Source organism: Phenylobacterium sp. J426 (assembly GCF_024699945.1).
Lineage (GTDB): Bacteria > Pseudomonadota > Alphaproteobacteria > Caulobacterales > Caulobacteraceae > Phenylobacterium.
In genome coordinates, this window is sequence record NZ_JAJOMY010000001.1 from 594,422 (window position 1) to 613,914 (window position 19,493).

Below are 19,493 nucleotides of genomic sequence, written 5' to 3' on the forward strand. Positions count from 1 at the left end.
CGCCCCTCAGGCCGAGGGGCCGAGCTCCTCCTCGGCCTCGCCCTCCAGGCCCAGTTCAGGGTGGCGCCGCACGAGGTCCGACCGCTCCTCGGCCATCTGCTCCCACGTCCGCGCCATCTCCAGCAGCTGGGCGCGCGCCTCGCCGTCGAGGCCCGCCGCCAGCCTGCGGCACTCCTGCGCGTGCTCCCGGAACTCGGACGCCTTCTTCATGCGCGAAGTCGTAGCGCCGGGCGTCCCCGGGCTCAACCTGCGGGGCGCGACCGGAATCACGGATCCCGCCCGCCGTGGCTTCGGCCGTACGACGCAACGGTATCCGAAATCTCGCAAACGCGCGGGGAGGTCAAGAACATATCGCGAACATGACGTCACATCGTGTTCAGGCTGGCGACTTCGGACGCGTTTGGCGGTGTCTTCGAGCCCGGGAGCGCCTATATCGGGCCCTCAGCGCAAGGAGCAGGCGATGAACGGTTTCAGGTCCAGGTCTTTCGCCGTCGCCGGCGTCGCCTTCTGCATCGGCCTGATGGCCGCCGACACCGCCGACGCCCGGCGCGGCGGCGGCTTCGGCAGCCGCGGCGCCCGCACCTATCAGGCGCCGCCGCCCACCCAGACGGCCCCCCAGCCCGCGGCTCCGATCCAGCGTTCGATGACCCCTCCCGCGCCCGGTGCGCAGACCGCAGCTCCCAAGGCCACGGCCCCGGCGGCCGCGCCTGCGGCCGCCCCGGCGGCGGCCCGCGCCGCCCAGGCGCCCCGCCGCGGCGGCATGATGGGCGGGCTGCTCGGCGGCCTGCTGCTGGGCGGCCTCATCGGCGCGGCCCTCGGCAACGGCTTCGGCGCCGGCATGATGGGCTTCCTGTCCGTGCTGCTCCAGTTGGCGGTCGTCGCCGGCGTCGTCTTCCTGCTCGTGAAGCTGTTCCGTCGCCGGTCGCACCAGCCGGCGATGGCGGGCGCAGCCGGCGCGGCGGGCGCCGCCTCGTGGCCGAACCCCACGGCCGCCCGCGCCCCCGTCTCGCCGCAGCCCGCCCCGCAGGGCTTCGGCCGGGTCAGCGCTCCGCCCGAACCCGGCTACGCCACGGCCGCGCCGCCCGCCTCGCCTGTCGAGATCCTGATCACGCCCAAGGACCGCGACACCTTCGAGCGGCTGCTGATGGAGGTCCAGGATGCTCTGAGCCGCGAGGACTACGGCGCGCTGCGCGAGCGCACGACGCCCGAGGTCATGGGTTTCCTCGCCGAGGACATGGCCCAGAACGCCACCGAGGGCCGCCGCAACGAGATCTCCGGCACGAAGCTGCTCGAGGCCGACGTGGCCGAAGCCTGGCGCGAGGACGACCGCGAATACGCCACCGCCGCAATGCGCTACGAGGCCCTCGACGTGGTCCGCGACCGCAGCACCGGCGCCGTCCTGGAAGGTGACCCCGACCGCCCGACCGAGACCACCGAACTCTGGACCTTCGTCCGCCACCAGGGCGGCGCCTGGAAGCTCTCCGCCATCCAGGAAGCCTAGGCGTCCCTGCCGCTCCGACGAAGCGGCAGGAGGGGGACCATCCGCCGAGGAGCGGATGGTGGAAGGGGCGAGCCTCACCCGCAGCACAAGCCGCCTACCCTCCACCCCCGGCTATCGGTCTCGACTAGTCGGCCTTCTCCAGCTTCACCATCGCGGGGTTCGGCGTGAGGTCCAGCATCGCGCCCGTGGCGATGTCCACACCGCCGCCGATGACCCCGCCGACCAGCACGTTGCCGGCCATGGCGGCGCCGCCAGCGCCGGCAACCTTGTTGGTCACCGTCACGGTCGCCGGCTTGTAGCCCGGCTTGGTCACGGTGGCCGTGAACTCCGACTTCCGCTTCATCTTGATGGAGCACGGCGTCGCCGGGCACTGGTGCCCGTTGGACGTCTCCACCTTAGCGCCCTGGGGATCGCTGTTGATCTCCCAGGCGGTGCTGCTGCCTCGGGTGACCGTCGCGCACGCACACAGGCTCATCGCCGCCGTCGATACGGCGGCCAGACGCAGAATGTTCAAGATGCAACCTCCCTTGCCTTGAGGAGGCAGCCTGATGGAACCCCCCATCGCCCCTTCCCCGGCTGAGTCGAAGTAGGCCCGCAAAAGTTGCGATCGGCAATGGTCGCAGCCTGAAGTTACACGCCGGTCTGTCCGGGACGCTGGCGTCGCGGCTGCAAGATCAAGGCCTCGGCTTCACGGCTACTGGCGCATGGCTGACGGGATGCAGGCAGGATATTGCGGAGAGCCTGCTACCCTTTCCCCAGGGGCGACCCCGCTCCTGAATGGCGGCTTCCGCCACTATATCACCGCCGAACAGAGTAGGATCGGAAGGACCGCGACATGGCTTTACTCGACGAGCTCAGAGCTGACCAACTCGCAGCACGCAAGTTGAACGACCGCCTGAAGGCTGACCTGCTCACAACGCTGATCGGCGAAGGTACGCAGATCACGACCGAGGAGTTCAAGCGGGGGGTGACCGAAGTCACGGACGGAAAGCTCGCCGCAACCGTCGCGAAGTTCCTGAAGAATACGAAGCTGACCCTGGAAAGTCTTGCGGGCGAGCGCGCGCGCCTGCTCGAAGCCGGTGGCGACACGCGGAAGGTCGACGAGCGCATCAAGGCGGCTGAAACCGAGCTGGCGATCCTCTCCTCGTATGGCCCAAAGCAGATGACGGAATCGGAACTGCGCGAGGCCATCAGCGATTTCCGGGCCAAGAACCCCGATGCGAACGTCGGGACCATCATGGCTCACCTGAAAAACAGCTTCAGCGGCCAGTATGACGGCAAGGCCGCCAGCGTGCTGGCGAGGGGTTGAGTGAAGGGCGCGCCCATCGCTTGAAGCTGAGCCGTTCTAGCGTCCGCAGCGGGTCGCCGGCGGACGTTGGGAAGGTCGGCTAGAGGCGGCGCGAAGCGGCAACGCCTACGCTCGGAGCCAAGTCGGATTGGAGACTGCATGAGCGCAGCGGAGTTCGCGTTTGCCACAGCGCTTGTCGTCATCCCCTCGGCTTGTTCGGGAGGCGCAACGTGGCTGATTGCTTCCCGGTCTTCCTTTGGCCGGCGTCACCCAAAGGCGCTCTTCGCCGGAGGGCTCATGCTCGGTCTACTCCTGACGCCGATTGCCATGGTCACGGTTGGGACGATAGGCGGCGGATACTGGGACTTGCTCGATCTTCCTGGCGGTCCGCTCGTCGGCGTGGTCACGGCCATAGCTGCGGGGTGCGCGCTTGCGGACGGCTTTCCTGGTCGGCGCGAGCCTGCTCCTTTTAAGTTCTGCGAGCTGGGCCGTAAGGCGGCGTCCGCTCATTGGCGAGCGTCGCTGAGCCAACGTCCGCTCACCACCCTGCCGACCTTCAGAGCGGCCGCCTTCGGCGTGGAATGGGTCAGCGCGGTCGAAAGAGTTCCAGCGAACCCGTAGTTCTCAGTTGCGTCTGTCGCTGCGCGCCTAGGCTACCGTGCGACGTCTCGCGCTAAAGGTCCGCAACGGGTCGCCTCCCGACGCACTTACCTTCCCGCCACGCTCCGCCTCCATCAAGGCAGACATCTCGGGCGACCTCCGGTGAGAGCCGAATATACGTCAGTAGGGCCAGGAGCCCGGCTCCGCAGAGCGCTGCAACGACGATCCATGGTCTACGCATCAACGGTGACGCTAGCTGTGCCAACGTCGCCTTTCCACCCATTGCTGACGTTCGCCGCGGCAGCTGACGGGAGCACCGTCGCGCAGCCACCCGAAGGTCCGCTGCTGGCGCAAGCCCGCCCTACGTGTGACCGCGCCTTCATCCCCCGTTGACTCCCGTTCGCGCTTCCCCGACACATCCGCCAACTCTCGCGGGAGAGGCCGGAGTCGCAAGCTCCGGCGCCGAAGGCGCAACCGCCCCGGAAACGCTCAGGCAAAAGGACCGCGCGGGCTGATGAACGCTGGAAAGTCTCGCCGCCCTTCGGGGTGAGCGGGCGCCGAAGGAGCAGAGGGCCGCCAGGCTAGCGCCGGCCCGAAATCTCTCAGGCCCAATGGACAGCGGGGGCGCGAACGAGACGGACCGCTCGCCGGTTGACCGTTCGCCGCATCGTCAGCCGGAGTCCGCGCGCGCCATGACCGATCCCACCGCCCCCCTGGCGCCCAACACCGTCAGCGAGCTGCCGGCCGAGGCCGTGCTGAAGACCACCCCGCTCACCGAGACCCACGTGGCGCTGGGCGCCCGCATGGTGCCGTTCGCCGGCTACGCGATGCCGGTGCAATACGCCGAGGGCGTCATGAAGGAGCACCTCTGGACGCGGGAGAGCGCCGGGCTGTTCGACGTCTCCCACATGGGCCAGGCGCGGATCCGCGGCGTCGCCCCGCTGGCGGCCTTCGAGGAGGTGGTCCCCGGCGACTTCATCGGCCTGAAGCCCGGCAAGCAGAAATACTCGCTGCTGCTGAACCGCCAGGGCGGGATCATCGACGACCTGATGGCGGGCCGCCCGATCGCTGTCGACGGCTCGGGCGATGACGGCCTGTTCGTGGTGGTCAACGGCGCCTGCAAGGACAACGACTTCAAGGTCATCGACGACGAGCTGTCGCCGCAGGTGCAGATCGAACGCCTCGAGGATCGCGCCCTCATCGCGATCCAGGGGCCGAAGGCGGTCGACGCCCTGAAGATCCACGTGCCCGAGGTGGTCACCATGGCGTTCATGGACATCCGCCTGATGGAGGGCTTCGGGACCGAGCTGATCGTCTCGCGCTCGGGCTACACGGGCGAGGACGGCTTCGAGATCTCGGTCCCGGCGCACGCCGCCACCACGGTCTGGAACAAGCTCTTGGCCGACGAGCGGGTGAAGCCGATCGGCCTCGGCGCGCGGGACAGCCTGCGCCTGGAGGCCGGCCTGCCGCTCTACGGCCACGACCTGGACGAGACCGTCTCGCCCGTCGAGGCGGGGCTGACCTTCGCCATCAACAAGAACCGCCGCGAGCAGCGTGACTTCCCGGGCGCCGCCCGGATCGCCAAGGAACTGGCCGACGGCCCGGCTCGCGTGCGCGTCGGCCTGAAGGTGCTGGAAGGCGCCCCGGCCCGCGAAGGCGCCGAAGTCGCCGACGAAAGCGGCAAGGTGGTCGGCGTGGTCACCTCCGGCGGCTATTCGCCGAGCCTGCGCTACGGAATCGCGCTGGCCTTCGTGCCGCCGGCGCTGGCCGAGGCCGGCACGCCGCTGAAAGTCATCGTCCGCGGCAAGGCCCAGGCCTGCGAAGTCGTGAAGACGCCCTTCGTCCCGCAACGCTACGTCCGCAAGATCTAGGAGAGAGACCCCAAGATGCGCTTCACCAAGGATCACGAGTGGGTGTCGCTGGACGGCGACGTGGCCACCATCGGCATCACCGAACACGCGGCCGGCCAGCTGGGCGATGTGGTGTTCGTCGAGGTTCCGCAGATCGGCAAGGCCGTGAAGGCCGGCGAGGCCTTCGCCGTCGTCGAGAGCGTGAAGGCGGCCTCCGACGTCTACGCCCCGGTCACCGGCGAGGTGGTCGAGGCCAATGACGCCCTGTCGGGCGCGCCCGAGACCGTCAACCAGTCGGCCGAGGGCGAAGGCTGGTTCGCCAAGGTCCGCGTCGCCAATCCGTCCGAGCTCGACGCCCTGATGGACAAGGCCGCCTACGACGCCTTCGTCGCCTCGCTCTAACCGCAGGGTCTCTCCGCGATGCGTTACCTCCCGCTCACCCCCGCCGACCGGGCCGAGATGCTCGGCGTCATCGGCGCGCCCGACGTCGACGCGCTGTTCGCCGACGTGCCGGCCGCCGCGCGCAAGGCCGACCTGTTCGACCTGCCGCTGCACGCGGGCGAGCTGGAGGTGGAGCGGGAGCTCAGCGCTCTGGCGGCGCTGAACCGTCCGGCCGGCGCGGGCCCGTTCTTCTGCGGCGCGGGCGCCTATCGGCACCATGTGCCGGCCAGCGTCGACCACATCATCCAGCGGTCGGAGTTCCTGACCAGCTACACGCCCTACCAGCCCGAGATCGCCCAGGGCACGCTGCAGGTCCTGTTCGAGTTCCAGACCCAGGTCGCGGCCCTGACCGGCCTCGATGTGGCCAACGCCTCGATGTACGACGGCTCCACCGCTTGCGCAGAAGCTGTGATGATGGCGCAACGCGTCACGCGTCGCGAGAAGGCCATCCTGTCGGGCGGCCTGCATCCGCACTACGCGGCCACCACCCAGACGATCGCCCATGCCGAGGGCATGGAGATCGTCCGCCAGGCCGCCGCCATCGACGCCGAGGCCGCGGTCATCGACGCCATCGACGAGGAGACCGCCTGCGTCGTCGTGCAGACCCCGAACGTCTTCGGCGTGGTCACCGACGTGAGCCGGATCGCCGAGGCGGCGCACGCCAAGGGCGCGCTGCTGATCGTGGTGACGACCGAGGCCGTCTCGTTCGGCCTGCTGAAGTCGCCGGGGGCCATGGGCGCCGACATCGCCGTCGCCGAGGGCCAGTCGATCGGCAACGCCCTGAACTACGGCGGGCCCTACGTCGGCCTGTTCGCCGCCCGCGAGAAGTTCGTCCGCCAGATGCCGGGCCGCCTCTGCGGCGAGACGGTCGACGCCGAGGGCCGCCGCGGCTACGTGCTGACGCTGTCGACCCGCGAGCAGCACATCCGCCGCGAGAAGGCGACGTCGAACATCTGCACCAACTCCGGCCTCTGCGCGCTCGCCTTCACCATCCACCTGTCGCTCCTGGGCGCGAAGGGGCTTAAGCAGCTGGCGGCGATCAACCACGCCAAGGCCCGCGAGCTGGCGGACGCCGTGAAGGCCGCCGGCCTCGAGGTGCTGACGCCGCGCTTCTTCAACGAGATCGCCGTGCGCACCAACGGCCCGGCCGCCGCTGTCGTCGATCGCCTGCTGGCCGACGGCATCGTCGCCGGCGGGCCGTTCTCCCGCCTGGATCCGGCGGCTGGCCTGGACGATGTCCTGCTGCTCGCCGCCACCGAAACCACCACGTCCGCCGACATCGCCGCGCTGAAGGACGCCCTTTCCCGATGAGCATCGTCAACGTGGGCCGCCCCACCCGTCCCGAAGGCGCCGCCGATACGACGGGCTTCCAGTCGCTGACCGGCGGCCGCGCCCTGCTGCAGGACGAGGCCCTGCTGTTCGACCTGGACGGCTGGGACAAGACCGGCGTCGACCTGCCGACGTGCGAACTCGACGCCTCGGACCTCGGCGACCTCGTCCGCGATGACCTGGCCCTGCCCGGCCTCTCCGAGCCCGAGGCCGTCCGCCACTACGTGCGCCTCTCCCAGAAGAACCACGCCATCGACCTGGCGCTCTATCCGCTGGGCTCGTGCACGATGAAGCACAATCCGCGGCTCAACGAGAAGATGGCCCGTCTCGCCGGCTTCGCCGACCTGCACCCGCTTCAGCCCGTGGCCACCACCCAGGGCGCGCTGCAGCTCATGGACCGCCTGGCCCACTGGCTGAAGACGTTGACCGGCATGCCCGCCGTGGCCCTGTCGCCCAAGGCCGGCGCCCACGGCGAGCTCTGCGGCCTGCTGTGCATCAAGGCCGCCCACGAGGCCAACGGCCAGGCCCACCGCCGCACCGTGCTGGTGCCCACCTCGGCCCACGGCACCAATCCGGCCACCGCCGCCTTCGTCGGCTATTCGGTCACTGAAATTGCTCAGACCACGGACGGTCGCGTCGACCTCGCCGACCTGGCCGCCAAGCTGGGTCCCGACGTCGCCGCGATCATGGTCACCAACCCGAACACCTGCGGCCTCTTCGAGCGCGACATCGTGGAGATCAGCCGCCTGACCCACGAGGCGGGCGCCTACTTCTACTGCGACGGCGCCAACTTCAACGCCATCGTCGGCCGCGTCCGGCCGGGCGACCTCGGCGTCGACGCCATGCACATCAACCTGCACAAGACCTTCTCCACGCCCCACGGCGGCGGCGGGCCGGGCGCCGGTCCCGTCGTCCTGTCCGAGGCGCTTGCGCCGCATGCGCCGGCCCCCTGGATCGTCGCTGGCGCCGCCGGCCTCGAGCTGAAGGAGGAGGGGCGCCGGTTTCGGCCGCCTCTGCGCGTTCCACGGCCAGATGGGCATGTTCGTCCGCGCGCTGGCCTACATGCTGAGCCACGGCTCGGACGGCCTGCGTCAGGTCGCCGAGGACGCCGTGCTCAACGCCAACTACGTCAAGGCCAGCCTGTCCGACGTCATGACGCCGGCCTTCCCGGAGGGCCCGTGCATGCACGAGGCGCTTTTCGACGACGCTTGGCTGGACGGAACCGGCGTGACCACGCTCGACTTCGCCAAGGCGATGATCGACGAGGGCTTCCACCCCATGACCATGTACTTCCCGCTGGTCGTGCACGGCGCGATGCTCATCGAACCCACGGAGACCGAGAGCAAGCAGGAGTTGGACCGCTTCTGCGGCGCCCTGCGAGCTCTCGCCCAGGCGGCGAAGGCTGGCGACGCTGAGCGTTTCAAGAACGCGCCGCACCTCGCGCCGATGCGGCGGTTGGACGAGACCCTGGCAGCCCGCAGGCCCAAGCTGGTGTGGCGGTCGGAACCCGCAGGTGTGGCGCCGGCGCCATTAGCCGCCGAATAGCGGCGCGTTAGGAGAATTTAACGCGCCGACCGCTTTACGACTCCGGCTCGGATTCACATATCTGGAAACGTGACGGCGGAACCTCCCCTTCCGCTGCGCGCTCCCAGGTCCGTTCACGTGTCTTTCGCCATGCCATCATTGCGCGTCTATCGCGCCACGGACGATCTCGCGCGCGAGATTGTGAGCCGCTTTGTGCGGTTCGGCCTCGTGCTGCTGGGGCTGGCCATCGTGGCGGTCGGCATCCTCATCGCCCCCTACCGGGACCGGGCGGCATCCCGGTCATCGTCGTCGGGCTGATGATCGTGCTGCGCAACTCGTTCTATGCGCGTCGCCAGTTCGTGAAGTTCCAGCGAGCCCACCCGAAGACGGTCTACCCCATCCGCCGCCTGCTGCGGCGCGAGCCGGAGGTGTTCCCGGTCTTCTGGCAGCAGACGCTGCGCGTCGAACGCGTCGTCCTGCCCAGCCGGTATCGCTTCGCCGTCAAGGCGCGGCGGCGCTTCCGCCGCCGCCGTTAGACTTTTCTTCTACTGGAGCTTCGAGGCTAACTGGCCGATCGCCTGATCGACGAGCGGGTCGCTCTTCGCGCCAGCGAGACGCCGGGCCAGGACCTGCTCGGCCATCTGAGCGGCCAGCTCGGCCGCCGCGGCCTTCACTTCGGCGGCGGCTTGCGCCTCGGCCGTGGCGATCTTCTGATCGGTGATCTTTCGACGGCGCTGGAGGCTCTCTTCCAGCTTCGCCTTCGCGTCAGCTTCGAACTGGCGAACCTGGGCCTCGGCCGAGGAGAGCATCTCCCTCGCCTGACGCTCCGCGTCGGCGCGTTCGGCCTGGAGGTCCTTCAGCAGTCGCTGGGCTTCGTCGCGGATCCGCGCCGCCTCGTCCAGGTTGGACTGAATGGCGGCGGCCTTGGCGTCCAGCGCCGCCGCAGCGGCCTTGTGGGCCTTGGCCACGAAGAAGACGATAGCCAGGAAGATGACCAGGCCGGCGCCGACCCAGAACTCCGCTTCGGCCGGATTGAGGAATGCGGGCATCGCTATCTCTATCAGGTACGGGCCGGACGCAGCGCGCCGGCTTCGGCGGCCGTCACGGCGGAACCGGTCAGCTTCTGGACGATTGCTTGCGCCGTGTCGGTTGCGATCGCCTCGACGTTCGCCAAGGCGCCGTCGCGCATCGCGCGGATGCGTTGTTCGGCTTCCTCGAGCTCGCCGTTGAGGCGCGCGTCCTCTGCCGCCTGGCTGCGAGCCAGTTCGGCGGCCGCCTTAGCGTTGGCGTCGGCGACCACGCGGCGCGCGTTGGCGCGGGCCTGGTCGATCTCGGCCTTGACGGCTTGCGCCTGGCTGTCCGCCTCCGCCTGCACGCGGCGGGCTTCTTCGAGGGCGCCGTCGATGGTGCTCTGGCGCGTCTCGATGATCTTCCGGTAGCGCGGCGTGAACACGCGCGCGAACAGGAAATAGAGGATCGCGAACAGGATCAGCAGCCAGACGATCTGGCCGCCCCAGTACTCGAAACGGAACTGCGGCAAGCCGCCGCCTTCGCCGCCGTGTGCAGCGACCTCGGTGACGCCGGCCGGAACCTCGTGGCCGTGAACGGCCTCCGCGGCTTCGGCGGCAGGGTTACCGTCGTGGTCGCCGGTCGCCGGCGCGGATTGGGACTCAGTCGCCATCTGGCTCGAAGGTCCTTGAAAGCACGAAGCCGACGCCGCCCACCGAAAGGAGCGCCGCCGGCTTCCGCGTAACTGTCGCTTAGCTGAAGAGGATCAGCAGGCCGAGCACGAAGGCCAGAATGCCCAGCGCTTCCGTCAGAGCGGCGCCGAGGATGAGGTTCGTGAACTGGCCGCCGGCGGCCGACGGGTTACGGGTGGCGCCTTGCAGGAACCCGCTGAAAAGGGTGCCCACGCCGATGCCCGCGCCGATCATGCCGAGGGTCGCGAGACCAGCGCCGATGTACTTAGCGGCTTCCGCTTCCATTGTTGTCCTAGTCCTACTGCGAAGTTGAAAGGTTGAAGGCTACTGTCCCGGCCGATCAGTGATGATGGCCGAGGTTGACCACGTCGTTGAGATAGACGCAGGCCAGAACTGCGAAGACGAAGGCCTGGAGGAACGCCACCAGGAACTCCAGGGCGGTCAGCGCCACGACGCCGCCCAGCGACAGCATGGCGCCCGGGATGCCGAGGAGCCCGAGGCCGCCGCCGGCGGCGAGCGCGCCGAGTGAGACCACGAAACCGGCGAAGACCTTCAGGGCCACGTGGCCGCCCAGCATGTTGCCGAACAGACGCAGGGCCAGGGTCACGGGGCGAAGGAGGAACGAGATCAGCTCGATCGGCGTGACGAGGATCAGCATGTACCAGGGCACGCCCGAGGGCACGAACAGCTTGTACATGTTGTGGCCGTTGCGAGCGAAGCCGACGATCAGCACCAGGAGGATGGTGATCGCCGCCAGCGTCGCGGTGACGGCGAGTTGCGAGGTCGCCGTAAACACCAGGAACAGGCCCAGCAGGTTCATTGCCAGGATGAACAGGAACAGCGTGAAGATGAAGGGGAAGAAGCGCTTGCCCTCGTGACCGATGATCGAGGTGACCAGATCGTCGATGTAGCCGAAAGCCGACTCGCCCAGCATCTGCAGCCGGCCCGGCACGACCTGCGCGCGAGCGGTCGCCAGACCGAAGAGCAGCGCAATGCCCGCCGCCGCCACGGTCATGGCCAGCGTCGAGTTGGTGAACGCCATGTCGATGACGCCCACGCCGGGGATGGTCACATCCGGGAGATCCACGATCTTCTGGATCTCGAACTGGTGCATCGGGTCGGCCATGCCGCCTCGAACTCCCTTAATCTTCCTCGTCGTCGTCGAAGGGTAGGTCCTTTGCGGGCCCCCAGTCCTTCGCCTCCGCGGACATCCGCTGCGCCGAGCGCACGGCCATCCAGATCGACACCCCGAAGCCCACCAGGACTCCGACAATCATCCCCCAAGGCCCCGTCTTGAGCAGGGCGTCGGCCAACGCGCCGAAACCCAGGCCCACGAACAGACCACCCAGCAACACGCCGAGCAGCCGGTAGCCGTAGCCCGCCGCCTTGGAGCCATAATCATGGAGCTCCTTGGGCGCGGTCCGGGCTTGCAAAGCCCGGGCCTGTGCGTCCAGGCGCCGAAGCGCCTCTTCGCGCGTCTCGTCCGTTTGCGGCATGGGTCGGAAGGCCAAAAGACCGCGACGTCGCCGCCACGGCGGGGGCTTGAAGTCGCGCGGAACCTATAGACGCGTGTGCAGTGCGTCAAGGTTGGGCGCGAAGTATATATCTATCTGTTTTAGTTGGACTTTTCCAGGCCGCGGCAGAACGTCCGCCACCTCACGCACGGGAACCCGGCGGGCCGCGCGCTACTGGGCGGCCATCGCCTCCGCCTGCCGCAGGTCCACCGACACCAGCTGCGACACCCCACGCTCAGCCATGGTCACCCCGAACAGGCGGTCGGTGCGGGCCATCGTCACCGGATTGTGGGTGATGACGATAAAGCGCGTCGCCGTGCGGCGGCACATCTCGTCGATCATGTTGCAGAACCGGTCGACGTTGGCGTCGTCCAGCGGCGCATCCACCTCGTCCAGGACGCAGATCGGCGCCGGCTGGGCCAGGAAGACGGCGAAGATCAGGGCCGCGGCGGTCAGCGCCTGCTCGCCGCCGCTCATCAGGCTCATCGAGGCCAGCCGCTTGCCCGGCGGACACGCGTAGATCTCGAGGCCGGCCTCCAGCGGGTCGTCCGATTCGACCAGCCGCAGCTCGGCCTGGCCGCCCTGGAACAGGGTCTGGAAGAGCGTCTTGAAGTGCTCGTTGATCACGCCAAACGCGGCGGTCAGGCGCTCGCGGCCCTCACCGTTCAACTGGTCGATCCCCTGGCGCAGCCTGGCGATGGCGCCCGTGAGGTCGGCGCGCTCGGCCTGCATGGTCTCGAGGCGCGACGCGTATTCCGCGGCCTCCTCCTCCGCCCGCAGGTTCACCGGTCCGATAGATTCGCGCTGTCGCTCAAGGTTGAAGAGGTGGGCCTCCATGCCCTCGGCGTCGGCCGGGATCGCCACCGCCTCGTCGCTGAGCTTCTGACTCAGCGCCTCAGGCTCCATCTGGGCCGTCTCGCGGATCATGGCGGTGACTTCGGCCAGCCGCTGGGTGGCGGCTTCCGCGTGCGCGGAGAAGCTGGCGCGCAACTCGCGGGCCTCGCCGGCCTGGGCCTCGGCGGCGCGGAGCGCGCGGTCGGCCTCGGTGCGCTCCTGCTCGGCGGCGGCGAGCGCATCCGAGGTCTTGGCGCGGCGAGCCTCGGCGGTGGACAGCTCGTCCAGCAGCTTTTCGCGCCGCGCCTGCAGGGTCGACGGCGCGGCCTTGGCGGCCTCGAGCGCGGCATGGGCCTTGGTCCGGGCCTCTGCCAGCTGCTCCAGACGTTTGGCGGCGGCCGTCGAACGGCGGGTCCAGTCGTCGCGGTCGCGGGCCAGGGCCTCGAAGCGGCGGGTGCGGCCGTCGCGCTCGCGGATCTCGACCTCATAGGCTGAGCGCGCGTTGGAAGCGGCTTCGCGCGCGGCGGCCGACGCGGCGCGTGCCGCAGCGAGGCGCTCGGCGAGACCGCTGTCCTCAGCTTCGCCCGAGGCCTCCTGCGTCACCGCGGCGAGCTGGGTCTCGTGCTCGGCGAGCTCGGCTTCGAAGCGGCCGATCAGGTCGTCCAGCGACGCGGCCCGGGCTTCGTTGCGGGCGGCCTCCTGGTCGAAGCGCTGCAGGGCGTTTCGCGCCTGGGCGGCCTTCTGCTCCAGGGCCGGCGGCTCGCGGCGGGCGTTGCGCAGCGCCTCCTCGGCCTTGCGCACCCGCTCGGCGGCGAGACCCTGCGTCTCGCGGGCCGCCTTGGCCTTCGGCTCCAGCTTCTCGATCTCGCCTTCGACCTCGGCCAGGCGGGTCTTCTGCTCCAGCCGTACGGCGGCGGGCTTCGGCGCCTCGGCGCGCGCCGTGAAGCCGTCCCAGCGCCAGAGGTCGCCCTCGCGGGAAACCAGCCGGCCGCCGGGCGGCAGCACCTTCTGCAGGCGGTCGCCGTCAGCGCGATCGACGATGGCCACATAGGCCAGGCGAGCGGCGAGCGCGGGAGGCGCTTCCACCAGTGGAGCGAGCGGCGTCGCGCCCTCGGGCCAGGCCGGCGCCGGCGCGTCACGGCCGCCCCAGTAGGCCGGAGCCGCCGGATCGAGGGCGGCGTCCAGGTCGTCGCCGACGGCGGCGGCAAGGGCCGCCTCATAGCCGCGCGCGGGGGCAACCGAATCCAGGGCCGGCGCGAAGCCGCCGCGCTTGGCCTGGGCCACGAGGCCGGCGAGAGCGCGAGCCTCGGCGGTGAAGCGGCCGAGCTGCTCCTCCAGCTTGCGAGCGGCCTCGCGGGCGGTCATCTCGCCGGCGACCGCCTGGCTGCGCTCCTCCTCGGCGGCGTCGAGGGCGGCGCGAGCGGCGGCGAGCGCGGTCTCGGCGGCCTCCAGTTCGGCCTTCGCCTGCAGCGCCTGCGGATTGGCGGTCGTGGCGACGGCGGCGCGTTCCTGGCGGGCCTGGTCGAGGGCGCGGCGGGTGCGGGCCACTCGGCCCTGGGCCTCCTCGACGCGAGCGCGGGCGGCGCGGGCGTGGGCTTCGCGGGCGGCCAGCTCGCCCGCCAGCCGCTCGACCTCGGCGTCGGCGTCGGCGCGGGCGGTCTCGGCGGTCTTGGCGGCCGCCTCCAGCTCGGGGCCGCGCTCGGGCGCGGCGGCGATGGCCGCCTCCACGCCCGAGAGATCTTCGGCCAGGCGCTTCAGCGCGACTTCGGCGTCCTCGACGATGTGGCTCTCGCGGGCGGCGTCGGCGTCGATCCGCTCAAGGTCGCCGCCCAGCCGGGCGAGCTCGGCGGCGTGAGCCTCCTCCTCGCGCTCGAGGCGGTCCTTGTCGATCGCCAACTTGTTGAGCACCGCCGCGGCGATCGTCTCGGCCTCGCGGAGCGGCCTCAGCGCCTCCTCGGCGGCGGCCGCGCGGGTGGTCGCCGCGGCGGCGGCCCGGGCGGTCTCCTCCACCGCGCGGACGGCGGCGGCGGCCTCTGCGGCGAGACGCTGTGCGGCGGCCCTGGCTTCGGCGTACTTGGCGTAGAGCACCGCGCCCTGCAGGGCGCAGAATCTCGGCGGACAGGCGCTTGTAGCGTTCCGCCTGACGGGCCTCGCGCTTCAGGCGGCCCAGCGCGCTTTCCAACTCGCCCGCGACGTCGTCCAGGCGCGCGAGGTTGGTCTCGGCGGCCCGCAGCCGCAGCTCGGCCTCGTGGCGGCGTGAGTGCAGGCCGCTGACGCCCGCGGCTTCTTCCAGGATCAGGCGGCGGTTCTGCGGCTTGGCCGCGATCAGCTCCGAGATCTGGCCCTGGCGCACCAGGGCCGGCGAACTGGCGCCGGTCGAGGCGTCGGCGAACAGCAGCTGGACGTCGCGGGCTCGGACCTCGCGGCCGTTGATCCGGTAGGTCGATCCCTCACCGCGGTCGATGCGGCGGACGACCTCGATCACCGGGTGGTCGTTGAAGGCCGGCGGCGCGCGCCGGTCCGAGTTGTCGATGGTGAGCGACACCTCGGCGTGGTTGCGGCCGGCGCGATTGCCGCTGCCGGCGAATATCACGTCGTCCATGCCGCCGGCCCGCATGGCCTTGGCGGAGTTGGCGCCCATAACCCAGCGGAGCGCTTCCAGGAGGTTGGACTTGCCGCAGCCGTTCGGGCCGACGATGCCCGTCACGCCCGTCTCGATCCGGAACTCGGTCGGATCGACGAAGGACTTGAAGCCCGACAGTCGCAGCCGCTGGAAGTGCACCTTAGGTCAGCGCCTCCCCACCTTTGGCGGCCGCCGCGATCGCGGCTTCCATGTCCGCAAGCGAGGGCACGCCGCCGTCCAGGCGCTTGCCGTTGACGAAGAACGTGGGTGTGCCCTGAACCTTGTCCGTTTCGACCGCGTAGCGGACCCGGGCCTCGAGGGCTTCAAGCGCGTTCTCGTCCCGCAGGCAGGCTTCGAACTGCGCCTCGGTGAGTCCGTTGTCCTTCGCAATCTCGACGAAGATTGGCTTGATGTTGCCCGTCTGCCAGCGTGACTGGCTGCGCAGGATCTCGTCGACCACCTTGAAGTACTTGCCGGGGCCGGCGCAACGCGCGGTCAGGAAGCCGGCGGCCGCGACCTGCTGCGGCGGCGTCAGGAGCTCGCGGTAGGTCCAGCGGACCTTGCCGGTGTCGATGTACTTCGCCTTCAGCGTCGGGAAGACCTCCTCGTTGAAGTGCGCGCAGTGCGAGCAGCTCACCGACAGGTATTCCACAATGTGCACCGGAGCCTTGGGCGAGCCCAAGGTCATGTCCGGGCTCGGATAGACCGCCTGAGCCCAGGCCGGGCCCGACGCCAGCGCGAAGCCGGCGCCGGTCAGCAGCAGGGCACGGCGGCCGATCGTAAGCATCTACCTCGAGGCCTCGGCGATGGCGGCGTCGAGCTCGGCCATGGTGATGTCGCCTTCCTTCACCTTCTTGCCGTTGATGACGAAGGTGGGCGTGGCCTGAATCCCGTCCTGACGGATGGCCTTCTCCACCCGGCTGTTCAGCGCCGTCAGCGCGGCTTCGTCGGCGACGCAGGCGTTGAACTGCTCCTCGGTCATGCCGGCGGATTGGGCGACCCGGAGAAGCCCGCCCCGCATGTCCCCACTCTGGAACATCTCCTGCTGCCCGCGGAAGAGCGCGTCGATGACGGTGAAGTACTTGTCCTTGCCGGCGCAGCGGGCGACCAGGAAGCCGGCGGCGGCCACCTGTTCCGGCGGGGTCAGGAACTCCTTGAAGGTGTAGTGGACCTTGCCGGTGTCGATGTACTTCGTCTTGAAGGCGGGGAAGGTAGTCTCGTTGAAGGCTGCGCAGTGGCTGCAGGTGACCGAGGCGTATTCCACCACCTTCACCTTCGCGTTCGGGTCGCCGAGCGTCATGTCCTCGGCGGAGGCGGCGGAGCCCGCGCCGCCCTTGCTGCAGCCGGCCAGCGCCAGGCTCGCGCCCGCGGCGGCGATGAGGAGAAGACGACGGCTGAGGATCGACATCGAAAGACCTTCCGGCAGTTCTGAACGAAAGATTAAAGCGCGATTCCCGTGAAGGGGCGCAAATGCCGCGCCTGGCAAGCCTAATCAGCTTGGCCACGGGGGTTTCAAGGCAAGTCTAGCGTCGGCTCCTGAGAACACCGCGACCGAGCGCCATCAGCGCCTGCTTCAGCTTGCCGTCAGGCGCGGCGGCGAGGGCTTTGGCCAGTTCGGCTTCCGCGGCCGCGTCGAGGGGCGCGCTGCGGCGGCGCGGCGCAGCGGCGGGCTCCTGCCGGGTGAGCGGTCCCTGCACGATGCGCAGCTTCTGGACGGCGTCGGCGCCCAGGAACAGGTTCACCCGCGCCAGGATTTCGTGCGCCTGGTGCTGGACGATGGCGGCGGAGGGACCGGCGACCCGGATCTCCAGTGACGAGGGGCCGCCGTTGCGGCCCCTCACCAGCTTCACCGGTTCGGTGCGCCGAGCAATGTCGGGGCCGACAACTTCCTTCCAGCGGGCCGACAGCGCGCTGGCGCCCTGGCCGAACTTGGCGTCGAGTTCGCGCACATAGCCGCCCAGCGCGCGGCCGGCCGGCGGCGGCGGTCGGTGGGCCGGCCGGCTCCGCTTGGTCTTCAAGATCTCCAGCGCCTCGGCGGTGCTGGGCAGGCGGCGTCGCATGTCGCCACTTTAGCCGGTATGAGGGGGCGTGTCCCTCCGCGCCCAACTGCTTTCCTGGTACGACGCGAACGCCCGAGACCTCGCCTGGCGGGTGGGGCCTGGCCACCACGCGGCGGGCGTACGGGCCGACCCTTACCGCGTCTGGCTTTCCGAGGTGATGCTGCAGCAGACCACCGTGCCCCACGCGACGCCTTACTTCCTGAAATTCACCGCCCGCTGGCCTACCGTGAACGAACTGGCCGCCGCGCCGGATGAAGACGTCATGGCCGCGTGGGCGGGGCTCGGCTACTACGCCCGCGCCCGCAACCTGCTGGCCTGCGCCCGCGCCGTGGCGAAGGACCACGGCGGCGTCTTTCCCGACACCGAAGAGGGCCTGCGGTCCCTGCCGGGGCTTGGCCCCTACACCGCCGCGGCCGTTGCGGCGATCGCCTTCGACCGGCCGGCCAATGTGGTCGACGGGAACGTGGAGCGGGTGATGTCGCGGCTGTTCGCGGTCGAACAGCCCCTGCCAGACGCCAAGCCCGAGCTGAAGCGACTCGCCGCCGCGCTCGTTGCCGAGGACCGCCCGGGCGACTGGGCCCAGGCGCTGATGGACCTGGGCGCCACGATCTGCCGGCCGAAGTCGCCGCTGTGCGAGCGCTGCCCGGTGATCGACCACTGCGCGGCGTTCGCGACCGGCGCGCCGGAAAGCTATCCCCGCAGGGCGGCGAAGGCCGAGCGCCCGCACCGCCACGGCGTGGCCTATGTCCTGACGCGCGGCGACGAGGTGGCCCTGGTCCGGCGGCCGCCCAAGGGGCTGCTGGGCGGGATGCTGGCGCTGCCGACCAGCGACTGGCGGGCCGAGCGCTGGAGCGACGCCGAGGCGCTCGCCGCCGCGCCGGCGGATGTGGACTGGCGGGGCGTCGGCGAGGTGGAACACGGCTTCACCCACTTCACCCTGACGCTGCGCCTGCTGCGGGCCGAGGGTGATGCGGACGGTGTGATCTGGAGGCCACGACGGGATCTGGACGCCCTGCCGAGCGTCTTTCTGAAGGCGGCGCGAGCAGGCCTCACGAACCTGCTCTAATCGGGATCGCGGGCGGGGAACACGAAGAGCAGGACCGTGAAGGCGATCGCAGACATCGCCAGCGCCGCACCCGGGATGGCCGGCACGCCGAAGGCCGCCAGCGCCGCGCCGCCGAGCGCGGAGCCCAGGGCCTGGCCCACCGAGATCACCGAGCCGTTCAGCGCCATGGCTACAGGCGCGCCGTCAGTCATCTGGATCAGCCGCGCCTGCACCACCGGCGTCATCGAGAAGAGCGCCGTGGCTGCGACGAAGATGGCGAGCGCCACCAGCACCATGCTGGGCCAGCCCGGCGGCAGGGCATGGTGGGTGGCGGCGAAGTGCAGGGTCATGGCGGCGGCCTGGATGCCGAAGCCCTGCAGGATCCAGGCCTTTCCCGCGTAGCGGTTGGCGGCCCGCCCGCCGAGCCAGAGGCCGAGGATCGAGCCCACCCCGATCATCATCTGGAACGCGCCGACGCCGGGCGCCGGTGACACCGGCCCCCACCCGCACCAGCGGCGCAATATAGAGGTTCACCGTCATATTGGCGGCGAACAGCAGGAAGGTCGTCAGGAACAGCGGCCAGATGTGGCCGATTGGCAGCCGGCCGCCCACGCGCCGGGGGGCCGGAGCCAAGCGCGGCATGAAGGCCAGGACGCCCGCCAGCGCGAGGCCCGAGAGCCCCGCGGCGAAGACGAAGGTGGCGCGCCAGCCGAACAGCGCGCCGATGACGCTGCCGAGCGGGATGCCGATGACGAAGGCGACCGTCATGCCCCCGCTGGTCATGGCGATGGCCGATCCCCGCCGCTCGGGCGAGGCCAGCGTCGCCGCGGCGATAGACGCCGCCGGCATGGCGACGGCGCCCGCGAGGCCGGCCAGGGCCCGCAGTCCTAGCAGGCTCGGAAAATCCGGCGTCATCGCGCAGGCCAGATGCGCCATCACGCCCAGCGTCAGCGCCCCCGTCAGCACGATCTTGCGGTCGACGCGGCCGAGCGCCCAGGCGACGAGCGGTCCCAGCAGGGCCGCGGTCAGGACATAGGCGGTCTGCAACTGGCCGGCCACGGCGGTCGAGACGCCGAGGTCGCGCGCCATCACCTCCAGCAGGCCCGCGAAGATGAAGGCCGCGGAGCCGAAGGCGAAGGTGCAGAGCGTGAAGACGTAGACGCGCGGGCTCATTCCCTCACGCG

20 protein-coding genes, 2 pseudogenes and 1 riboswitch are annotated in these 19,493 nt (G+C 70.2%); of the genes and pseudogenes, 9 read left to right on the forward strand and 13 right to left on the reverse strand.

Annotation, left to right across the window (positions count from 1 at the left end; translation table 11 throughout):
• Positions 1 to 6 precede the first annotated feature (6 nt).
• Positions 7 to 210 carry a hypothetical protein gene (locus tag LRS10_RS03115; protein WP_257835968.1) on the reverse strand — a complete coding sequence of 68 codons (204 nt, stop codon included), beginning with the start codon at positions 208 to 210 and terminating at the stop codon, positions 7 to 9.
• Positions 211 to 460: 250 nt separating this feature from the next.
• On the opposite strand from LRS10_RS03115, the gene LRS10_RS03120 reads away from it, so the two are divergent.
• A complete protein-coding gene (locus LRS10_RS03120; protein WP_257835969.1) occupies positions 461 to 1,501 on the forward strand; it encodes a TIM44-like domain-containing protein in 1,041 nt (346 codons plus the stop codon).
• Positions 1,502 to 1,625: 124 nt separating this feature from the next.
• Here LRS10_RS03120 and LRS10_RS03125 read toward each other — a convergent pair whose 3' ends face one another.
• Positions 1,626 to 2,015 (reverse strand): PEGA domain-containing protein, encoded by a 390-nt coding sequence (locus tag LRS10_RS03125; RefSeq protein ID WP_257835970.1) that lies wholly within the window; start codon positions 2,013 to 2,015, stop codon positions 1,626 to 1,628.
• A gap of 321 nt (positions 2,016 to 2,336) precedes the next feature.
• Between LRS10_RS03125 and LRS10_RS03130 the strand changes: the two genes are divergently transcribed.
• The 7 genes and pseudogenes from LRS10_RS03130 to LRS10_RS24245 all read left to right on the forward strand — a co-directional run bounded on the left by LRS10_RS03130 (position 2,337) and on the right by LRS10_RS24245 (position 9,069).
• A complete protein-coding gene (locus LRS10_RS03130; RefSeq protein ID WP_257835971.1) occupies positions 2,337 to 2,810 on the forward strand; it encodes a GatB/YqeY domain-containing protein in 474 nt (157 codons plus the stop codon).
• A gap of 1,001 nt (positions 2,811 to 3,811) precedes the next feature.
• A riboswitch (glycine riboswitch) is annotated at positions 3,812 to 3,904 on the forward strand.
• A gap of 177 nt (positions 3,905 to 4,081) precedes the next feature.
• Positions 4,082 to 5,260: a glycine cleavage system aminomethyltransferase GcvT gene (gene gcvT / locus LRS10_RS03135; protein ID WP_257835972.1), complete on the forward strand. Its 1,179-nt coding sequence runs from the start codon at positions 4,082 to 4,084 to the stop codon at positions 5,258 to 5,260.
• A 15-nt stretch (positions 5,261 to 5,275) separates the two neighbouring features.
• Positions 5,276 to 5,641: a glycine cleavage system protein GcvH gene (gene gcvH / locus LRS10_RS03140; RefSeq protein WP_257835973.1), complete on the forward strand. Its 366-nt coding sequence runs from the start codon at positions 5,276 to 5,278 to the stop codon at positions 5,639 to 5,641.
• Between the two features lie 18 nt (positions 5,642 to 5,659).
• Positions 5,660 to 6,991, forward strand: coding sequence for an aminomethyl-transferring glycine dehydrogenase subunit GcvPA (gcvPA, locus tag LRS10_RS03145; RefSeq protein WP_257835974.1), 1,332 nt, complete (start codon positions 5,660 to 5,662; stop codon positions 6,989 to 6,991).
• Positions 6,988 to 8,554, forward strand: a pseudogene (gcvPB, locus tag LRS10_RS03150) (aminomethyl-transferring glycine dehydrogenase subunit GcvPB). Before gcvPA ends, gcvPB begins: the two are co-directional and overlap by 4 nt.
• Before the next feature lie 129 nt (positions 8,555 to 8,683).
• Positions 8,684 to 8,851: a hypothetical protein gene (locus LRS10_RS24240; RefSeq protein ID WP_308237902.1), complete on the forward strand. Its 168-nt coding sequence runs from the start codon at positions 8,684 to 8,686 to the stop codon at positions 8,849 to 8,851.
• Positions 8,851 to 9,069, forward strand: coding sequence for a hypothetical protein (locus LRS10_RS24245; RefSeq protein ID WP_308237903.1), 219 nt, complete (start codon positions 8,851 to 8,853; stop codon positions 9,067 to 9,069). Before LRS10_RS24240 ends, LRS10_RS24245 begins: the two co-directional genes overlap by 1 nt.
• A gap of 9 nt (positions 9,070 to 9,078) precedes the next feature.
• Here LRS10_RS24245 and LRS10_RS03160 read toward each other — a convergent pair whose 3' ends face one another.
• The 9 genes and pseudogenes from LRS10_RS03160 to LRS10_RS03200 form a co-directional block, all read right to left on the reverse strand.
• Positions 9,079 to 9,582, reverse strand: a complete 504-nt coding sequence (locus LRS10_RS03160; protein WP_257835975.1) for a F0F1 ATP synthase subunit B — start codon at positions 9,580 to 9,582, stop codon at positions 9,079 to 9,081.
• 11 nt (positions 9,583 to 9,593) lie between these two features.
• Entirely contained in the window at positions 9,594 to 10,214 is a 621-nt protein-coding gene (locus tag LRS10_RS03165) for a hypothetical protein (protein WP_257835976.1), read from the reverse strand.
• Between the two features lie 79 nt (positions 10,215 to 10,293).
• On the reverse strand, positions 10,294 to 10,518 hold the full coding sequence (locus tag LRS10_RS03170) for a F0F1 ATP synthase subunit C (protein ID WP_012521147.1): 225 nt from the start codon (positions 10,516 to 10,518) through the stop codon (positions 10,294 to 10,296).
• Positions 10,519 to 10,573: 55 nt separating this feature from the next.
• Positions 10,574 to 11,359, reverse strand: a complete 786-nt coding sequence (locus LRS10_RS03175; RefSeq protein WP_257835977.1) for a F0F1 ATP synthase subunit A — start codon at positions 11,357 to 11,359, stop codon at positions 10,574 to 10,576.
• A gap of 16 nt (positions 11,360 to 11,375) precedes the next feature.
• Complete coding sequence (locus LRS10_RS03180) at positions 11,376 to 11,729, reverse strand: AtpZ/AtpI family protein (RefSeq protein ID WP_257835978.1); 354 nt, start codon at positions 11,727 to 11,729, stop codon at positions 11,376 to 11,378.
• Positions 11,730 to 11,918: 189 nt separating this feature from the next.
• Positions 11,919 to 15,363: pseudogene (smc, locus tag LRS10_RS03185) on the reverse strand (chromosome segregation protein SMC).
• A 1-nt stretch (position 15,364) separates the two neighbouring features.
• The gene (locus LRS10_RS03190) at positions 15,365 to 15,991 is read right to left on the reverse strand and encodes a DsbA family protein (RefSeq protein ID WP_257835979.1); all 627 of its coding nucleotides are present in this window, start codon (positions 15,989 to 15,991) and stop codon (positions 15,365 to 15,367) included.
• Positions 15,992 to 16,612: a DsbA family protein gene (locus LRS10_RS03195; protein ID WP_257835980.1), complete on the reverse strand. Its 621-nt coding sequence runs from the start codon at positions 16,610 to 16,612 to the stop codon at positions 15,992 to 15,994.
• Positions 16,613 to 16,727: 115 nt separating this feature from the next.
• On the reverse strand, positions 16,728 to 17,264 hold the full coding sequence (locus LRS10_RS03200; protein ID WP_257835981.1) for a DUF721 domain-containing protein: 537 nt from the start codon (positions 17,262 to 17,264) through the stop codon (positions 16,728 to 16,730).
• A gap of 28 nt (positions 17,265 to 17,292) precedes the next feature.
• Here LRS10_RS03200 and mutY point away from each other — a divergent pair, with 28 nt between their 5' ends.
• Positions 17,293 to 18,330 carry an A/G-specific adenine glycosylase gene (gene mutY / locus LRS10_RS03205; RefSeq protein ID WP_257835982.1) on the forward strand — a complete coding sequence of 346 codons (1,038 nt, stop codon included), beginning with the start codon at positions 17,293 to 17,295 and terminating at the stop codon, positions 18,328 to 18,330.
• Here the strand turns inward: mutY and LRS10_RS03210 are convergent.
• A complete protein-coding gene (locus LRS10_RS03210) occupies positions 18,327 to 18,521 on the reverse strand; it encodes a hypothetical protein (protein WP_257835983.1) in 195 nt (64 codons plus the stop codon). The two genes, mutY and LRS10_RS03210, sit on opposite strands and share 4 nt — an antisense overlap.
• Positions 18,514 to 19,482: an MFS transporter gene (locus LRS10_RS03215; protein WP_257835984.1), complete on the reverse strand. Its 969-nt coding sequence runs from the start codon at positions 19,480 to 19,482 to the stop codon at positions 18,514 to 18,516. The genes LRS10_RS03210 and LRS10_RS03215 overlap by 8 nt, the downstream gene beginning before the upstream one ends.
• Positions 19,483 to 19,493 lie beyond the last annotated feature (11 nt).

What these genes read in the sequence shown, in the direction of transcription:
- LRS10_RS03180 (WP_257835978.1), bottom strand. Translation starts at nt 11,729, where the DNA reads ATGCCGCAAACGGACGAGACGCGCGAAGAGGCGCTTCGGCGCCTGGAC.
- LRS10_RS03215 (WP_257835984.1), bottom strand. Translation starts at nt 19,482, where the DNA reads ATGAGCCCGCGCGTCTACGTCTTCACGCTCTGCACCTTCGCCTTCGGC.
- LRS10_RS03170 (WP_012521147.1), bottom strand. Translation starts at nt 10,518, where the DNA reads ATGGAAGCGGAAGCCGCTAAGTACATCGGCGCTGGTCTCGCGACCCTC.
- gcvH (WP_257835973.1), top strand. Translation starts at nt 5,276, where the DNA reads ATGCGCTTCACCAAGGATCACGAGTGGGTGTCGCTGGACGGCGACGTG.
- LRS10_RS03210 (WP_257835983.1), bottom strand. Translation starts at nt 18,521, where the DNA reads ATGACTGACGGCGCGCCTGTAGCCATGGCGCTGAACGGCTCGGTGATC.
- LRS10_RS24245 (WP_308237903.1), top strand. Translation starts at nt 8,851, where the DNA reads ATGATCGTGCTGCGCAACTCGTTCTATGCGCGTCGCCAGTTCGTGAAG.
- LRS10_RS03195 (WP_257835980.1), bottom strand. Translation starts at nt 16,612, where the DNA reads ATGTCGATCCTCAGCCGTCGTCTTCTCCTCATCGCCGCCGCGGGCGCG.
- LRS10_RS03200 (WP_257835981.1), bottom strand. Translation starts at nt 17,264, where the DNA reads ATGCGACGCCGCCTGCCCAGCACCGCCGAGGCGCTGGAGATCTTGAAG.
- LRS10_RS03165 (WP_257835976.1), bottom strand. Translation starts at nt 10,214, where the DNA reads ATGGCGACTGAGTCCCAATCCGCGCCGGCGACCGGCGACCACGACGGT.
- LRS10_RS03130 (WP_257835971.1), top strand. Translation starts at nt 2,337, where the DNA reads ATGGCTTTACTCGACGAGCTCAGAGCTGACCAACTCGCAGCACGCAAG.
- LRS10_RS03190 (WP_257835979.1), bottom strand. Translation starts at nt 15,991, where the DNA reads ATGCTTACGATCGGCCGCCGTGCCCTGCTGCTGACCGGCGCCGGCTTC.
- LRS10_RS24240 (WP_308237902.1), top strand. Translation starts at nt 8,684, where the DNA reads ATGCCATCATTGCGCGTCTATCGCGCCACGGACGATCTCGCGCGCGAG.
- gcvPA (WP_257835974.1), top strand. Translation starts at nt 5,660, where the DNA reads ATGCGTTACCTCCCGCTCACCCCCGCCGACCGGGCCGAGATGCTCGGC.
- LRS10_RS03120 (WP_257835969.1), top strand. Translation starts at nt 461, where the DNA reads ATGAACGGTTTCAGGTCCAGGTCTTTCGCCGTCGCCGGCGTCGCCTTC.
- gcvT (WP_257835972.1), top strand. Translation starts at nt 4,082, where the DNA reads ATGACCGATCCCACCGCCCCCCTGGCGCCCAACACCGTCAGCGAGCTG.
- LRS10_RS03115 (WP_257835968.1), bottom strand. Translation starts at nt 210, where the DNA reads ATGAAGAAGGCGTCCGAGTTCCGGGAGCACGCGCAGGAGTGCCGCAGG.
- LRS10_RS03175 (WP_257835977.1), bottom strand. Translation starts at nt 11,359, where the DNA reads ATGGCCGACCCGATGCACCAGTTCGAGATCCAGAAGATCGTGGATCTC.
- LRS10_RS03160 (WP_257835975.1), bottom strand. Translation starts at nt 9,582, where the DNA reads ATGCCCGCATTCCTCAATCCGGCCGAAGCGGAGTTCTGGGTCGGCGCC.